The sequence below is a fragment of the Oryzomicrobium sp. genome, from assembly GCF_021287045.1.
Classification (GTDB): domain Bacteria; phylum Pseudomonadota; class Gammaproteobacteria; order Burkholderiales; family Rhodocyclaceae; genus Oryzomicrobium.
In genome coordinates, this window is record NZ_JAJTBG010000001.1 from 138,876 (window position 1) to 152,604 (window position 13,729).

A 13,729-nucleotide genomic window follows, 5' to 3' on the forward strand; every position below is an offset into this window, starting at 1 on the left:
CGGGCTACGCCGCTTCCGCCACCAGCCGGCCCAGGGCGGCAACGGCGGCTTCGACGCGCCCATCCCAGGGGTGGCCGGAGTTGAGGCGCAGGCAGTGGCGGTACTCGCGCTTGGCCGAGAAGATCGGCCCCGGGGCGATGCTGATGCCCTGGGCCAGGGCGCGGCGGTGCAGGGCCAGGGTGTCGGTGCCCTCGGGCAGTTCCAGCCACAGGAAGTAGCCGCCCTCGGGGCGGCTGACCCGGGTTTCGGCGGGGAAGTGGCGCGCCACCGCGTCCATCAGCTGGGCCTGCTGGTCGGCCAGGGCGCGGCGCAGGCGGCGCAGGTGGGGCTCGAAGCCGCCCTGTTGCAGGTAGTCGGCCAGGGCGATCTGGGTCGGGATGTTGCTGGCGAGGGAGGTCATGAACTTCAGCCGCTCGACGCTGCGGGTATAGCGCCCGGCGGCCACCCAGCCGACCCGGTAGCCCGGCGCCAGGCATTTGGCGAAGGAGCCGCAGTGCAGCACCCGGCCGGCCGTGTCCAGGGACTTGCTGGAGAGCAGCTCGCCGTCGAAGTGCAGCTCGGCATAGACGTCGTCCTCGATCAGCGGCACGTCGTGGCGGGCGAGCAGGGCCAGCAGTTCGCGCCGCTTGTCCTCCGGCACCCGGCTGCCCAGGGGGTTCTGGAAGTTGAGCATGAGCAGGCAGGCCTTGACCGGCTGCTGTTCGAGGATTTCGGCCAGGGCCGTCAGGCTCACCCCTTCCCGGGGGTGGGTGGGGATTTCCACCGCCTTCAGTTGCAGGCGTTCGATGGCTTGCAGGCTGGCATAGAAGGTGGGGGATTCCACCGCCACCAGGTCGCCGGGCTTGGCCACCGCTTGCAGGCACAGGTTGAGGGCTTCCATGGCCCCGTTGGTGATGACGATCTCCTGGGGGCTGACCGGGGCGCCGGCGGCCAGGTAGCGCAGGGCGATCTGGCGGCGCAGGGCGTCGTTACCCGGCGGCAGGTCGCGTACCGTGGCCCAGGGGTCCATGTGCCGAGCGGCGGCGCCCAGGTGGCGGGCCAGCTTTTCCAGAGGGAACAGCTCCGGGCTGGGAAAGCCCGAGCCGAGGGGCACCACGCTCTGGTCCCGGCTGGCGTGGAGGATGGCGAAGACGAAGTCGCTGATGTCCACTTCGGTCGATTCCGAGGTGGGCCGGGTCGGCCGGGGCTCGGGCAGGTGGCGGGCGGGGCGGGGCCGCACGTAGTAGCCGGACTTGGGCCGGGCCTCCACCAGGCCGCGCCGTTCCAGCAGGTAGTAGGCCTGGAGCACCGTGGCGGGGCTCAGGTGGTGGCTGCGGCAGGCGGCCCGCACCGAGGGCAGCCGGTCCCCGGCGCGCAGCACGCCGTTGGCGATGAGCAGCAGCAGTTCGTTGGCCAGGGCTTCGTAGCGCAGGGTGGTCATGGCAGTCGGGGCGGCGGTGGAGGGCGTTGTGGGTCCAAATCTGTGCCGGTAGATTTTAGCAGCATCTGAATCTGTTACTGGTGGCGCCAAGCGGGTCTACTTCGGGCTGTAGTCCCGGGACCTGCACCTTGCTCCGCCAAGGGCGGGCGGCTATGGCTGGCCGGCACCGGGGCGCCTACCGGAGTGAGTCATGTCTGCCCCCCAATCGATCGCCCTTTCTCCCGCCGCCGACGGCGCGGCGGCCGCTATCAGTCCCCAGCCCATCGCCCCGCCGCGCAACGGCCGGCGCGGCAAGCCGGGCAAGATCTACGCCCGGGAGACGTCCGGGCGCTTCAACCGCCTGCGCTGGGGCATGGTGATCTTCACCCAGCTGATCTTCTACGGCCTGTGTTGGCTGCCCTGGGACGGGCGCCAGGCGGTGCTGTTCGACCTGGGGGACTACAAGTTCCACATCTTCGGCCTGGTGCTGTGGCCCCAGGATGCCCTGTACATGGCCATCGTGCTGGTGGTGGCGGCCCTGGCCCTGTTCTGGGCGACGGCCCTGGCCGGCCGGGTGTTCTGCGGCTTTGCCTGTCCCCAGACGGTCTACACCGAGATGTTCATGTGGATCGAGGCCCGCATCGAGGGCGACCGGGTGGCGCGCATGCGCCGCGACAGCGCCCCGGCCACCTTGCCGGGCACGGCGCGCCGGGTGGCCAAGCACGCCGCCTGGTGGCTGCTGGCGCTGTGGACCGGGCTGACCTTCGTCGGTTACTTCACCCCGGTGCGCGAGGTGGTGGCGGGGGCCTTCCAGGGTCAACTGGGACCGTGGGAATGGTTCTGGCTGTTCTTCTACGCCACCTTCACCTACATGCAGGCCGGCCTGCTGCGCGAGAAGGTGTGCCAGCACATGTGCCCCTATTCGCGCTTCCAGACGGCGATGTTCGACGACCGGACCAAGGTGGTGGCCTACGACGTGGCCCGGGGCGAGCCCCGCGGCGCCCTGCACAGCGGCGCCGCCAGCGGCGATTGCGTCGATTGCAGCGTGTGCGTGCAGGTCTGCCCCACCGGCATCGACATCCGCCAGGGCTTGCAGTACCCGTGCATCAACTGCGGCCTGTGCATCGACGGCTGCGACCAGATCATGGACAAGCTGGGCCGGCCCCGGGGGCTGATCCGTTTTGCCGCCGAGAGCGCCGGGCAGCCGCGCGCCACCGCGGATGGTGCGATGGCCACAGGCTGGCGGCCGCGGCTGTGGGTGTATGGCGCCCTGATGGCGTTCTTTACCGGCCTGGGCATCTACGTGCTGATGCACCGGGTGCCGCTACAGGTGGACGTGCTGCGCGACCGGGGCGCCTTGTTCCGCGAGGTGGAGGATGGCCGGGTCGAAAACGCCTACCGCCTGCACATCCTCAACATGGACGGCGAGGGGCATCGCTTCCGCGTTTCGGTCAGCGGTCTGCCGTCGGCCCAGGTGGTGTCCGGCGAAATGCTCGACGTGGCGGCGGGCAGCACCGCCAACCTGCCGGTGACGGTGCGGGCCGAGGCCGGCGACGGCCGCCCCGGCGCCAACCCGGTGCAGTTCACCATTCACGCCGAGGATGGGGCGGAAACACTCCAGGTGAGGGAGAATAGCGTCTTCATGCAGCCCTGACCGTTTCGCCATGCCCGCCCTGCCTTTGCTCCGTTTCGACGATCTGCCCTCCGTGCATCCGGAGGGCGGGGGCGGGCCGGGGGACGTGGTGTTGGTGCTGTGCGCCGCCTGGTGCGGCACCTGCCGGGGCTTCGAGGTCCTGGCCGCGGAAACGTCGGCCAGGATGGCCGGCGCGGCTCCCGCCTGGGCCTGGATCGACATCGAGGACGCGGCGGACGCCCTGCCCAGCCTGGACGTGGAAACCTTTCCCACCCTGGCGGTGGTGCGCGGCGGCGAGTTGCGCTTCTTCGGCCCGATCCTGCCCGACGCCCGGGTGCTCGACCGCTCGGTGCGGGCCGCTCTGGAAGGCAGAGGAGCGCCGGCCCTGCCGGCGGGGTTCTCTACTGACGAAGGCGACGAACTGCTGGCCCTGGCCGTCCGGGTGGCGGCCGCCTGGCAGGACTGACGTCACTGCGGGCTGCATGGGCAGCCCTGGATTTTCCGGGGCGCTTGCGGGCTCCCGATATTCGAAGCCAGCGGCCGGCAAGCCGATCCCACCGTGGCGTCTGCAACACCCTGCAAAGACCACGCAGGCGTGCTTCGCCCTTTGGCCCGGCGCCTTGGCGACCCGTTGCGTTGCCGGTATGGCGCGCAGTTTGCCCGGCATCGGCCGCTGACAGCGCCTTTCCCATCCCCGAAAAAAAGGCCGCGCACTGGAAACCAGGCACGGCCAAACTCAAGCAAGATTCTTTGCAACGGGCGCCGTGGCCGGCGCCCGTCATCGCCTTGCGGCTTAGTGGAACTGTTCTTCTTCGGTGGAACCGGTCAGGGCCTTCACGGAGGAAGAGCCGCCCTGGATCACGGTGGTCACGTCGTCGAAGTAGCCGGTGCCCACTTCCTGCTGGTGGGAGACGAAGGTGTAGCCGTCTTCGCGGGCGGCGAATTCGGGTTCCTGCACCATTTCCACGTAGTGCTTCATGCCTTCGCCGCCGGCATAGGCCTTGGCGAACTTGAAGGTGTTGTACCAATTGACGTGGATGCCGGCCAGGGTGATGAACTGGTACTTGTAGCCCAGGGCGGACAGTTCTTCCTGGAAGGAAGCGATCTGGCTGTCGTTGAGGTTCTTCTTCCAGTTGAAGGACGGGGAGCAGTTGTAGGACAGCAGCTTGCCGGGGCAGGCGGCCAGAACGGCCTGGGCGAATTCACGGGCGAAGCCGATGTCGGGCACGCCGGTTTCGCACCACACCAGGTCGGCGTAGGGGGCGTAAGCGACACCGCGGGAGATGGACTGTTCCAGACCGTTCTTGACGCGGAAGAAGCCTTCCTGAGTACGTTCGCCGGTGAGGAAGGGCTTGTCGTTCTCGTCGTAGTCTGAGGTGATCAGGTTGGCGGCTTCGGCATCGGTACGGGCGAGGATCAGGGTGGGCACACCCATCACGTCGGCGGCGAAACGGGCGGAGATCAGCTTCTCGACGGCTTCGCGGGTCGGAACCAGCACCTTGCCACCCATGTGGCCACACTTCTTGGCGGCAGCCAGTTGGTCTTCGAAGTGCACACCGGCGGCGCCGGCTGCGATCATGTTCTTCATCAGTTCGAAGGCGTTCAGCACGCCGCCGAAACCGGCCTCAGCGTCGGCCACGATGGGCAGGAAGTAGTCGATGAATTCCTTGTCGCCGGGGTTGATGCCGCGGGACCACTGGATTTCGTCGGCGCGCTTGAAGGTGTTGTTGATGCGGCGAACCATGGTGGGGACGGAGTCGTAGGCATACAGGGACTGGTCCGGGTACATGGTTTCGGAGGTGTTGCCGTCGGCAGCGACCTGCCAGCCGGACAGATACACGGCTTCCAGGCCGGCCTTGGCCTGCTGCATGGCTTGACCGGCGGTGATGGCGCCGAAAGCGTTCACGTAGCCCTTCTTGGCGCCGCCGTTGACCTTTTCCCACAGCTTTTCGGCACCGCGCTGGGCCAGGGTGTACTCGATCTGCAGGGAGCCGCGCAGGCGCACCACGTCAGCGGCGCTGTAACCACGCTTGACGCCCTTCCAACGGGGGTTCTGGGCCCATTCTTTTTCCAGGGCGGCGATTTGCTGTTCGCGAGACGACATGGAGACTCCTCTCAGGTGTAAACGTTGTATCGGAAAGTGCTGGCTGCCCCTGGGGGAAACCGGCGCAGCGCCTTCGGTTTTGGGTCAGACATAAAACCGTTGCGACATGGAAGGGGAGTATAGGCCGCGTTTTGCGAAGCAACAATGGTTTTTTGGCAAGCGGCGATAAAAATAAAATCTTTTATAAACAATGTTTAACGGCATTAAATCCGGATTGCGAAATGCGTTTCACTGGGGCGAAATGGGCTGTTTTGCTGCCTTGCACAACACTCTTCTATAAGACATATGATATTTAACGTATTTTTTTGTGTTGCGATGCACCATATGTGCCCGTCATCCCAGGCGGGGAGCGGGTTTGCAATGGATTTCACATTTGTTAAGGCCGGTTGTTAGAATCATCCGGCATCATCAATGCCGGTGCCCCCTGTGCGTCCGGCCGAGAGTGGGCCTAGAACCCGCCGACTACACATACCGGAGGAGAGATGAAAACGTTCTGGCAACTGTATGACTGGGTCGAGCGAACATTCTGGAACACCCTGACCAAGAAGTTGTGCAGCTTCTTCCTGCTGTTCCTGCTCAACTTGATCTACCTGGGCATCTACCTTTACCAGCGCAGCGTGGTGGAGGGGCTGATCCAGGCCGGTGCGGCGCCGGGCGTTCTCGAGCAGGTGAGTGCTTCCCTGGACCGGGGCTGGTGGCTGATGCTTGGGGTGACGGCGGTGGGTTTCGCGTGGAACGTCCTGCAGATCGCCTACTTGCGCTACCTGATCGTGCGGCCGATCCGTACCACCACCCAGATCTTCGACGAGATCGGCCGGGGTGAGGGGGATTTTTCCCGGGATCTGCCGGTGACCACCCACGACGAATTACGGGAGCTGTCGGAAAGCTACAACCGCTTCGCCGACAAGATGCGGCAGATCATCAGCGAAGTACGCAAGATGAGTGTCAACATCGCCCGGGAGGCGGTGGTGGTGCGCAAGAGCGTGGGCGAGACCGCCCTGGGGGCAAAGCGCCAGGGCGAGATCACCGAGGAGGTGTTCGGCGCCAGCGGCGAGGCCATCCAGGCGATCCAGGACGTGTCGGCTTCAGCGGAACAGATTTCCCGCTCCACCAGCGTCAATCTGGGCAATGCCCGGGAGTCCCTGGGGGAGATGCTGGAAATCGTCGGCAAAGTGCAGGGGGTGAGCGACAAGCTGATGCGCTTCAACGACACCGTGGGCAATCTGAGCGAGCGCTCCGACAGCATTCGTCAGATCGCCGCGCTGATCAAGGAGATCGCCGACCAGACCAACCTGCTGGCCTTGAATGCCGCCATCGAGGCGGCCCGGGCCGGCGAAGCGGGCCGGGGCTTTGCCGTGGTGGCCGACGAGGTGAGAAAGCTGGCCGAGCGGGTCAACGTGGCGACCCAGGAGATCACCCAGAACATCAACGACATGATCGGTCTGGTCAAGGATACCCAGGTCGAGAACGAGGTGATCAACGCCGACATCGGCCAGACCCGGGCGGTGGTGGAGCGCTCCTCCGACCAGTTCCGCGGCATGGTGGGGGATTTCGAGCGGACCAGCGAGCAGCTCAACCAGATCGCCACGGCCATGGAGGCGCTGACCGCCACCAACGGACAGGTGCATGGCTACGTCACCCAGATTCACGACCTATCCGGCAACGTATCGCAGCACATGGCCGATTCGGAGCGATCCGCCGTCGAATTGATGCAGGCCACCGAAGGGGTGCAGGAGCTGGTGTCCCGTTTCAAGATTGGCCGGGGCACCTTCGACTACAACGTAGAGAAGGTGCGGGCGTTCCGCGATCGCGTCCAGGTCGCCCTGGAAACCATGCGCCAGCGCGGGGTGGATGTTTTCGACCGCAACTACCGGCCGGTCGCCGGTACCAATCCGCAGAAATACAAGGTGGCCTACGACGAGGACTTCATCCGGGATTGCCAGGAGATTCTCGATTCATCCCTGGCCGACATCAAGGGCGGCGCTTTCGCCGTGGCGGTGGATACGAACGGCTACCTGACCGCCCACAACGCCAAGTTTTCCAGGCCCCTCACCGGGGACTACCAGGCCGACCTGGTGGGCAACCGCACCCGGCGCAAGTTCGAGTCGCCGACCGAGCTGCGGGCGGCGCGCAACACCAACCCGATGCTGTTGCAGACCTACATCCGCGACACGGGCGAACTGCTCTGCGACATCGCCATGCCGGTGATGGTGGACGGCCGCCACTGGGGCAACGTGCGGGTCGGCTGTGACAGTCGCGTCCTGCTCGACGCCTGACCGGGGCTACGCGCCGGAGTATTGGAAAGCGAAGGGCCGGGGCGGTGAAACGTCCCGGCCCTTCGCTTTTTGCAGCCTCAGGCCAGGGCCCGGGCAGCCACCACGATGCCGTCCTGGTCGGCGTAAAGCCATTGGCCGGGCACGAAAGTGACGCCGCCGAAGGTCACCGGCAGATTGCGGTCGCCGGCGCCCTTCTTGACGCTCTTCTTGGGGTGGGTGTTGAGGGCGCGCAGCCCCAGGTCCATGGCCGCCATGTCCGGGGTGTCGCGGATGCAGCCATAGACGACGATGCCGGCCCAGCCGTTCTTCACCGCCAGGGCGGCCAGCTGGTCGCCCACCAGGGCGCAGCGCAGGCTGCCGCCGCCATCCACCACCAGCACCTTGCCTTGGCCGTCCTCACCCAGGGCTTCGCGCACCAGGGAATTGTCCTCGAACAGCTTGAGGGTTTCGATCCGGCCGGAAAAGGCGGGGCGGCCGCCGTAGGCGCGGAATAGGGGATCGACGACGCGCAGGTTGGCCTCGGCGTCGTTTTCGAACTCGTCACACAGGTCGGGGGTCTTGAAACTCACGATGTCTCCTCGCAAGGCTGGGTGGGGAATGACTTCTGCATCGGGCCGGTAGTGTAGGGGCGGCGGCGCGAAATAAAAAGGCCGCCCCGGAGAGCGGGGCGGCCTGGGAGGTTGCCGGGCGGGGGAGGATCAAACCACCGCTTCGGCCTCCTCGGCGAAGGCCAGTTTGACCTTGGGTTCGGCGCCGGATCTGTCCAGGTCCACCGTTACCCGTCCGCCGCTGGCCAGGCGGCCGAACAGCAACTCGTCGGCCAGGGCCGAGCGGATCGTGTCCTGGATGAGCCGGGCCATGGGGCGGGCGCCCATGAGGGGATCGAAGCCCTTCTCGGCCAGGAACTCCTTGAGGGCGTCGGTGAAGATGGCTTCCACCTTCTTCTCGTGGAGCTGCTCTTCCAGCTGCATGAGGAACTTGTCCACCACCCGCAGGATGATGTCGTGGTCTAGGGGCTTGAACGAGATCACCGCGTCGAGCCGGTTGCGGAACTCCGGGGTGAACAGCCGCTTGATCTCGACCATCTCGTCGCCCACCTCCTTGTTGGAGGTGAAGCCCATCGCCGGCTTTTGCAGGTCGGCCGCTCCCGCGTTGGTGGTCATGATCACGATCACGTTGCGGAAGTCGGTCTTGCGCCCGTTGTTGTCGGTCAGGGTGCCGTGGTCCATCACCTGCAACAGGATGTTGTAGATGTCCGGGTGGGCCTTCTCGATCTCGTCGAGCAGCAGAACCGCGTGGGGCTTCTTGTTGATGGCCTCGGTGAGCTGGCCGCCCTGGTCGAAACCTACGTAGCCCGGAGGCGCGCCGATCAGGCGCGACACGGCATGGCGCTCCATGTACTCCGACATGTCGAAGCGCACCAGTTCGATGCCCAGGCTGTAGGCCAACTGGCGGGCCACTTCGGTCTTGCCGACGCCGGTGGGGCCGGAGAAGAGGAAGGCACCGATCGGCTTGCCCGGGCTGCCCAGGCCGGAACGGGCCATCTTGATCGCCTTGGCCAGGGCGTCGATGGCCGGGTCCTGGCCGAACACCACGGCGCGCAGATCCCGGTCCAGGTTCTTCAGCGCGGCCCGGTCGTCATTGGACACGTGGGCCGGCGGGATGCGGGCGATCTTGGCCACGATGTCCTCGATCTCGGCCTTGCCGATCAGCTTCTTCTGCCGCGACTTGGGCAGGATGCGCTGGGCGGCGCCGGCCTCGTCGATCACGTCGATGGCCTTGTCCGGCAGGTGCCGGTCGTTGATGAACTTGGCCGACAACTCCACCGCCGAGGTCAGGGCGGCGTTCGAGTACTTGATGCCGTGGTGGGTCTCGAAACGGGACTTGAGGCCCTTGAGGATCTCGATGGTCTCGGCCACGGACGGCTCGGGCACGTCCACCTTCTGGAAGCGCCGCGACAGGGCGTGATCCTTCTCGAAGATGCCCCGGTACTCGGTATAGGTGGTGGCGCCGATGCACTTCAGCTGCCCGTTGGCCAGGGCCGGCTTGAGCAGGTTGGAAGCGTCCAGGGTGCCGCCCGAGGCCGAGCCGGCCCCGATCAGGGTGTGAATCTCGTCGATGAAGAGGATCGAATGGGGCGTGTCCTGCAACTGCTTGAGCACGCCCTTGAGGCGCTGCTCGAAGTCACCGCGGTATTTGGTGCCGGCGAGCAGGGCGCCCATGTCCAGGGCGTAGACGTGGGCGTCGGCCAGTACCTCGGGCACCTCGCCCTCGACGATGCGCCGCGCCAGGCCTTCGGCGATGGCGGTCTTGCCCACGCCGGCCTCGCCCACCAGCAGCGGGTTGTTCTTGCGCCGCCGGCACAGGGTCTGGATGACCCGCTCCAACTCCTTGTCACGGCCGATCAGCGGGTCGATCTTGCCCTGCAACGCCTGGGCGTTGAGGTTGATGGTGTAGTTCTCCAGGGGGCCGGAACCGCCGCGCTCCTCGCCCTCACCCTCGTGCTCGGCCTCGCTCTTGGGCGAGGACGGCGACTGGGGCACCTTGGCCACGCCGTGGGAAATGAAGTTCACCACGTCGAGGCGCGAGATGTTCTGCTTCTGCAGGAAGTACACCGCGTGGGAGTCCTTCTCGCCGAAGATGGCCACCAGCACGTTGGCGCCGTTGACCTCCTTCTTGCCCGAGGACTGCACGTGCAGGATCGCCCGCTGGATGACGCGCTGAAAACCCAGGGTCGGCTGGGTGTCGATGTCGGCGTCGCCCGAGACGGTGGGCGTGTGTTCGGTGACGAAATCGGTCAGATCGCGCCGCAGTTGTTCCAGGTTGGCGCCGCAGGCCCGCAGGGCTTCCGCCGCCGAGGGGTTGTCGAGCAGGGCCAGCAGCAGGTGCTCCACGGTGATGAACTCGTGACGCTTCTGCCGGGCCTCCACGAACGCCATGTGAAGGCTGACTTCGAGTTCCTGAGCGATCATTTAATTTTCCTCCATGATGCACGCCAGCGGGTGCTGGTGCTGACGGGCGAAAGACGTGACCTGTTCCACTTTGGTCGCCGCGATGTCCCGGGGGTAGACCCCGCAGACGCCTCGTCCGTCGTTATGAACTTGGAGCATGATTCGGGTCGCTTGTTCTCGGTTGAGCGAAAAAAAACGCTCGAGAACTTCGACCACGAAGTCCATGGGGGTGAAGTCGTCGTTGAGAATGACCACTTTGTAGAGGGGGGGAGGCGAAAGGCGGGTTTTGACCGCTTCGAGGGATTCGCCGCCGGAGGAGCGTGTGCGTGTTGCCATGCAATGGATTCTAAGCGTTCGCAACGATTCTGCAACGTCGCTCGAGAGGCCCGGAAATAGGGTGCAAAAAATGCTTGACGGATAGCGAGAAACCATCGTACAAAAGCGCTGGTGTTCGATTCTATGCGGGTCCCGGGGGGTTTTGGCTATCCCGTTTCGCACCGGCAGCGCCCACCGCTGACGGGAATCAGACATTAAGTGGGCACACGGGGATTAATAAATAAACCCGGGGCTTTTGAGTATTGAGTAGAAAGGAAGTTGTAAAAATGGCAACTGGTACCGTTAAGTGGTTCAACGATGCTAAGGGCTTCGGGTTCATCACTCCGGACGACGGCGGCGAGGATCTGTTTGCTCACTTCTCGGCGATCACCATGAATGGTTTCAAGACGCTGAAGGAGGGGGAGAAGGTGTCCTTCGATGTGACCCAGGGTCCGAAGGGCAAGCAAGCTTCCAACATCCAGCGCGCCTAATCCCTTAGGCGAGCAGGAAGACGAAGGCCCGTCAGTCGCAAGACTGGCGGGCCTTTGTCGTTGTCGGGCTGCGTATGGGGGCGCGGGGCGTGGAATTAGGCGCTTTCCGCCTGCCAGTGGCCGGATTTTCCGCCGGCTTTTTCCAGCAGGCGCAGGGACTCGATGGCCATGCCCCGATCCGCCGCCTTGCACATGTCGTAGATGGTGAGGAGGCCGACGCTGGCGGCGGTGAGTGCCTCCATTTCCACCCCGGTACGGCCGGTGCATTCGGCGGTGGCGGTGCAGGTGACGGTGCTGGCGGCGTCGTCCAGGGCGAACTCTACCGCCACCCGGGTCAGGGCGATGGGGTGGCACAGGGGGATCAGGTCGGCGGTGCGCTTGGCGCCCTGGATGGCGGCGATGCGGGCGATGCCCAGCACGTCGCCCTTTTGGGCGTTGCCTTCCCGGATCAGGGCCAGGGTTTCCGGGAGCATCCGGATCGTGCCCACGGCCACGGCCCGGCGCGCCGTCTCCGTCTTGCCGCCCACGTCCACCATGTGGGCCTGGCCGGCGGCGTCGAAGTGGGTGAGGGGGGGGGCGGGCTGATCGGCCATGGCGGAATCGTCGAAAAGGAGTGTAAGCGGGGGTAAAAGCGGTCTCCCCACAAGCCACCGTCAGTCGTAGGGCAAGTCGTGCCGGGAGAGCGCTGATATTATAGCGCCCATGGTTTGCGCTCCCTCCCTACGGCGCCCCCTGGCGCTGGCTTTTGCCCTGCTGCTGGCCTTCGGGCCGAGCGGCCCGCTGCGTGCCGAAGGGCTGCCCGACCTGGGCGATGCCGCCCAGGCCGACGTTTCGCCCCAGATGGAAAAGAAGGTCGGTGAACAGATCTTCAACGACATCCGCCGCGACCCGGATTACCTCAACGATCCGGAGATCACCGACTACCTGAACCGGATCGGCGGGCGGCTGACGGCGGCCAGCCCGGACCCGGCCTTCGGCTATACCTTCTTCGCCCTCAAGGACCCCACGATCAACGCCTTCGCCACCTTCGGCGGCTACGTGGGCGTCAATACCGGGCTGCTCACCGCCGCCCAGACCGAGTCCGAACTGGCCGGGGTGCTGGCCCACGAAATTTCCCACGTCACCCAGCACCACCTAGCCCGGGGCATCGCCAAGGACAAGCAGACCTCGATCGCCTCCATGGTGGCCCTGGCCCTGGGCATCCTGGCAGCCCGCTCCAACACCCAGGTGGCTGGCGCCGCCATGGTGTCGGCCCAGGCTGGCGCCATCCAGTCGTCCCTGGCCTTTTCCCGGGAGTTCGAGCGGGAGGCGGACCGGATCGGCTTCCAGACTATGCAGAAGGCCGGCTTCGACCCTCACGGCATGGCCGACTTCTTCGCCCGCCTGCAACAGGCCACCCGGCTCTACGAAAACAACGCCCCGGCCTACCTGCGCACCCACCCCCTGACGGTGGAGCGGATCGCCGACATGCAGAACCGGGTGCAGAACCTGCCCTACCGGCAGGTCACCGACAGCCCCGACTTCCAGTTGGTGCGGGCCAAGGTGCGCTCCATGGACGGCACCCCCAAGGAGGCGGTGGCCTATTTCGAGCAGTTGCTGCGCGAACACAAGTACGTCAGCGAATCCGCCGCCCACCTGGGTCTGGCCCGGGCCGCCCTGCGCGCCAACGACACGGCCCTGGCCGAGCGGGAGTTGCAGGTCCTGCGCCGGGCCAAGCTCAATTCGGCCATGGTCGATAGCCTGGCGGCGGAAATCCGCATGGCCGCCGGCGACAAGGCCGGCGCCGAGGCCGCCTACCGGGACGGCCTGAAGCGCTTCCCCTTCGCTCGGGGGCTGATCTACGGGCTGGGCGACACCCTCTACGCCACCAACCGTTTCACCGACGCGGCGGCCTTTGCCGAGAACCAGATCCAGACCTATCCCCAGGACCCGTCCTTCTACTTCCTGCTGGCCAAGAGCCAGGCCGCCCTGGGCCGCCAGCTCGCCCAGCACCGGGCCCTGGCCGAGGCCTACGCCTTGCAGGGGCAGACCGCCCAGGCGGTGGAGCAGCTCACCCTGGCCCAGCGCGCCGGCGACGGCAACTTCTACGACCAGTCGGTGGTGGAAGCCCGGCTCAAGGAGCTGAAGGCCCGGCTGGCGGAGGAAAAACGGCGCTGACCCGCCCCTGACGCCGGCCATGGATGGAGTAGAATGGTCGGCGCTGCGGTGCCCCGCCCCGGGCCGCTTGATCGCTGGGGAGCGGGGGATTCGCAGGCCGTGCCGGCGGCTCGCTCCGATGCCGCTTCTGCCCGATCCCGCCTCTTTCCTGCACGACGCCATGACCACTCCTGCCTTCGACCGCGAGCTCGACGTAAAGGGCCTCAACTGCCCCCTGCCCATCCTCCGCACCAAGAAAACCTTGGCAGAGATGAGTTCGGGCCAAGTGCTCAAGGTGCTCGCCACCGACCCGGGGTCGGTCAAGGACTTCCAGGCCTTCGCCCGGCAGACCGGCAACGAGCTGCTCGGCAGCGACGAAGACAGCCAGGTCTTCTCCTTCTTCCTCAAGCGCAAGTAAGCCTTT

General features: G+C 65.9%; 12 protein-coding genes. 6 read left to right on the top strand and 6 right to left on the bottom strand.

Annotated features, from left to right (window positions below; genetic code table 11):
* Positions 1-4 precede the first annotated feature (4 nt).
* Positions 5-1,420 carry a PLP-dependent aminotransferase family protein gene (locus LWW89_RS00615; RefSeq protein WP_293259544.1) on the bottom strand — a complete coding sequence of 472 codons (1,416 nt, stop codon included), beginning with the start codon at positions 1,418-1,420 and terminating at the stop codon, positions 5-7.
* Positions 1,421-1,610: 190 nt separating this feature from the next.
* On the opposite strand from LWW89_RS00615, the gene ccoG reads away from it, so the two are divergent.
* Together ccoG and LWW89_RS00625 are read left to right on the top strand one after the other, a co-directional pair.
* Positions 1,611-3,053: a cytochrome c oxidase accessory protein CcoG gene (gene ccoG, locus LWW89_RS00620; protein ID WP_293259547.1), complete on the top strand. Its 1,443-nt coding sequence runs from the start codon at positions 1,611-1,613 to the stop codon at positions 3,051-3,053.
* Between the two features lie 10 nt (positions 3,054-3,063).
* Positions 3,064-3,498: a thioredoxin family protein gene (locus LWW89_RS00625; RefSeq protein WP_293259550.1), complete on the top strand. Its 435-nt coding sequence runs from the start codon at positions 3,064-3,066 to the stop codon at positions 3,496-3,498.
* A gap of 327 nt (positions 3,499-3,825) precedes the next feature.
* On the opposite strand, the gene aceA is transcribed toward LWW89_RS00625, so the two are convergent.
* Complete coding sequence (aceA, locus tag LWW89_RS00630) at positions 3,826-5,136, bottom strand: isocitrate lyase (protein ID WP_293259553.1); 1,311 nt, start codon at positions 5,134-5,136, stop codon at positions 3,826-3,828.
* Between the two features lie 482 nt (positions 5,137-5,618).
* On the opposite strand from aceA, the gene LWW89_RS00635 reads away from it, so the two are divergent.
* Positions 5,619-7,412: a methyl-accepting chemotaxis protein gene (locus LWW89_RS00635; protein WP_293259556.1), complete on the top strand. Its 1,794-nt coding sequence runs from the start codon at positions 5,619-5,621 to the stop codon at positions 7,410-7,412.
* A 77-nt stretch (positions 7,413-7,489) separates the two neighbouring features.
* On the opposite strand, the gene rraA is transcribed toward LWW89_RS00635, so the two are convergent.
* The 3 genes from rraA to clpS all read right to left on the bottom strand — a co-directional run bounded on the left by rraA (position 7,490) and on the right by clpS (position 10,699).
* The gene (gene rraA / locus LWW89_RS00640) at positions 7,490-7,981 is read right to left on the bottom strand and encodes a ribonuclease E activity regulator RraA (RefSeq protein ID WP_293259559.1); all 492 of its coding nucleotides are present in this window, start codon (positions 7,979-7,981) and stop codon (positions 7,490-7,492) included.
* A gap of 129 nt (positions 7,982-8,110) precedes the next feature.
* Positions 8,111-10,384, bottom strand: coding sequence for an ATP-dependent Clp protease ATP-binding subunit ClpA (gene clpA / locus LWW89_RS00645; RefSeq protein ID WP_293259562.1), 2,274 nt, complete (start codon positions 10,382-10,384; stop codon positions 8,111-8,113).
* A complete protein-coding gene (gene clpS / locus LWW89_RS00650; protein ID WP_293259565.1) occupies positions 10,385-10,699 on the bottom strand; it encodes an ATP-dependent Clp protease adapter ClpS in 315 nt (104 codons plus the stop codon).
* 266 nt (positions 10,700-10,965) lie between these two features.
* Between clpS and LWW89_RS00655 the strand changes: the two genes are divergently transcribed.
* Entirely contained in the window at positions 10,966-11,169 is a 204-nt protein-coding gene (locus LWW89_RS00655) for a cold-shock protein (RefSeq protein ID WP_054621563.1), read from the top strand.
* Positions 11,170-11,264: 95 nt separating this feature from the next.
* On the opposite strand, the gene moaC is transcribed toward LWW89_RS00655, so the two are convergent.
* Positions 11,265-11,762 carry a cyclic pyranopterin monophosphate synthase MoaC gene (gene moaC / locus LWW89_RS00660; protein ID WP_293259577.1) on the bottom strand — a complete coding sequence of 166 codons (498 nt, stop codon included), beginning with the start codon at positions 11,760-11,762 and terminating at the stop codon, positions 11,265-11,267.
* A gap of 109 nt (positions 11,763-11,871) precedes the next feature.
* On the opposite strand from moaC, the gene LWW89_RS00665 reads away from it, so the two are divergent.
* On the top strand, positions 11,872-13,326 hold the full coding sequence (locus LWW89_RS00665) for a M48 family metalloprotease (RefSeq protein WP_293259580.1): 1,455 nt from the start codon (positions 11,872-11,874) through the stop codon (positions 13,324-13,326).
* Positions 13,327-13,444: 118 nt separating this feature from the next.
* The gene (locus LWW89_RS00670; protein ID WP_293259583.1) at positions 13,445-13,723 is read left to right on the top strand and encodes a sulfurtransferase TusA family protein; all 279 of its coding nucleotides are present in this window, start codon (positions 13,445-13,447) and stop codon (positions 13,721-13,723) included.
* Positions 13,724-13,729: the final 6 nt, after the last annotated feature.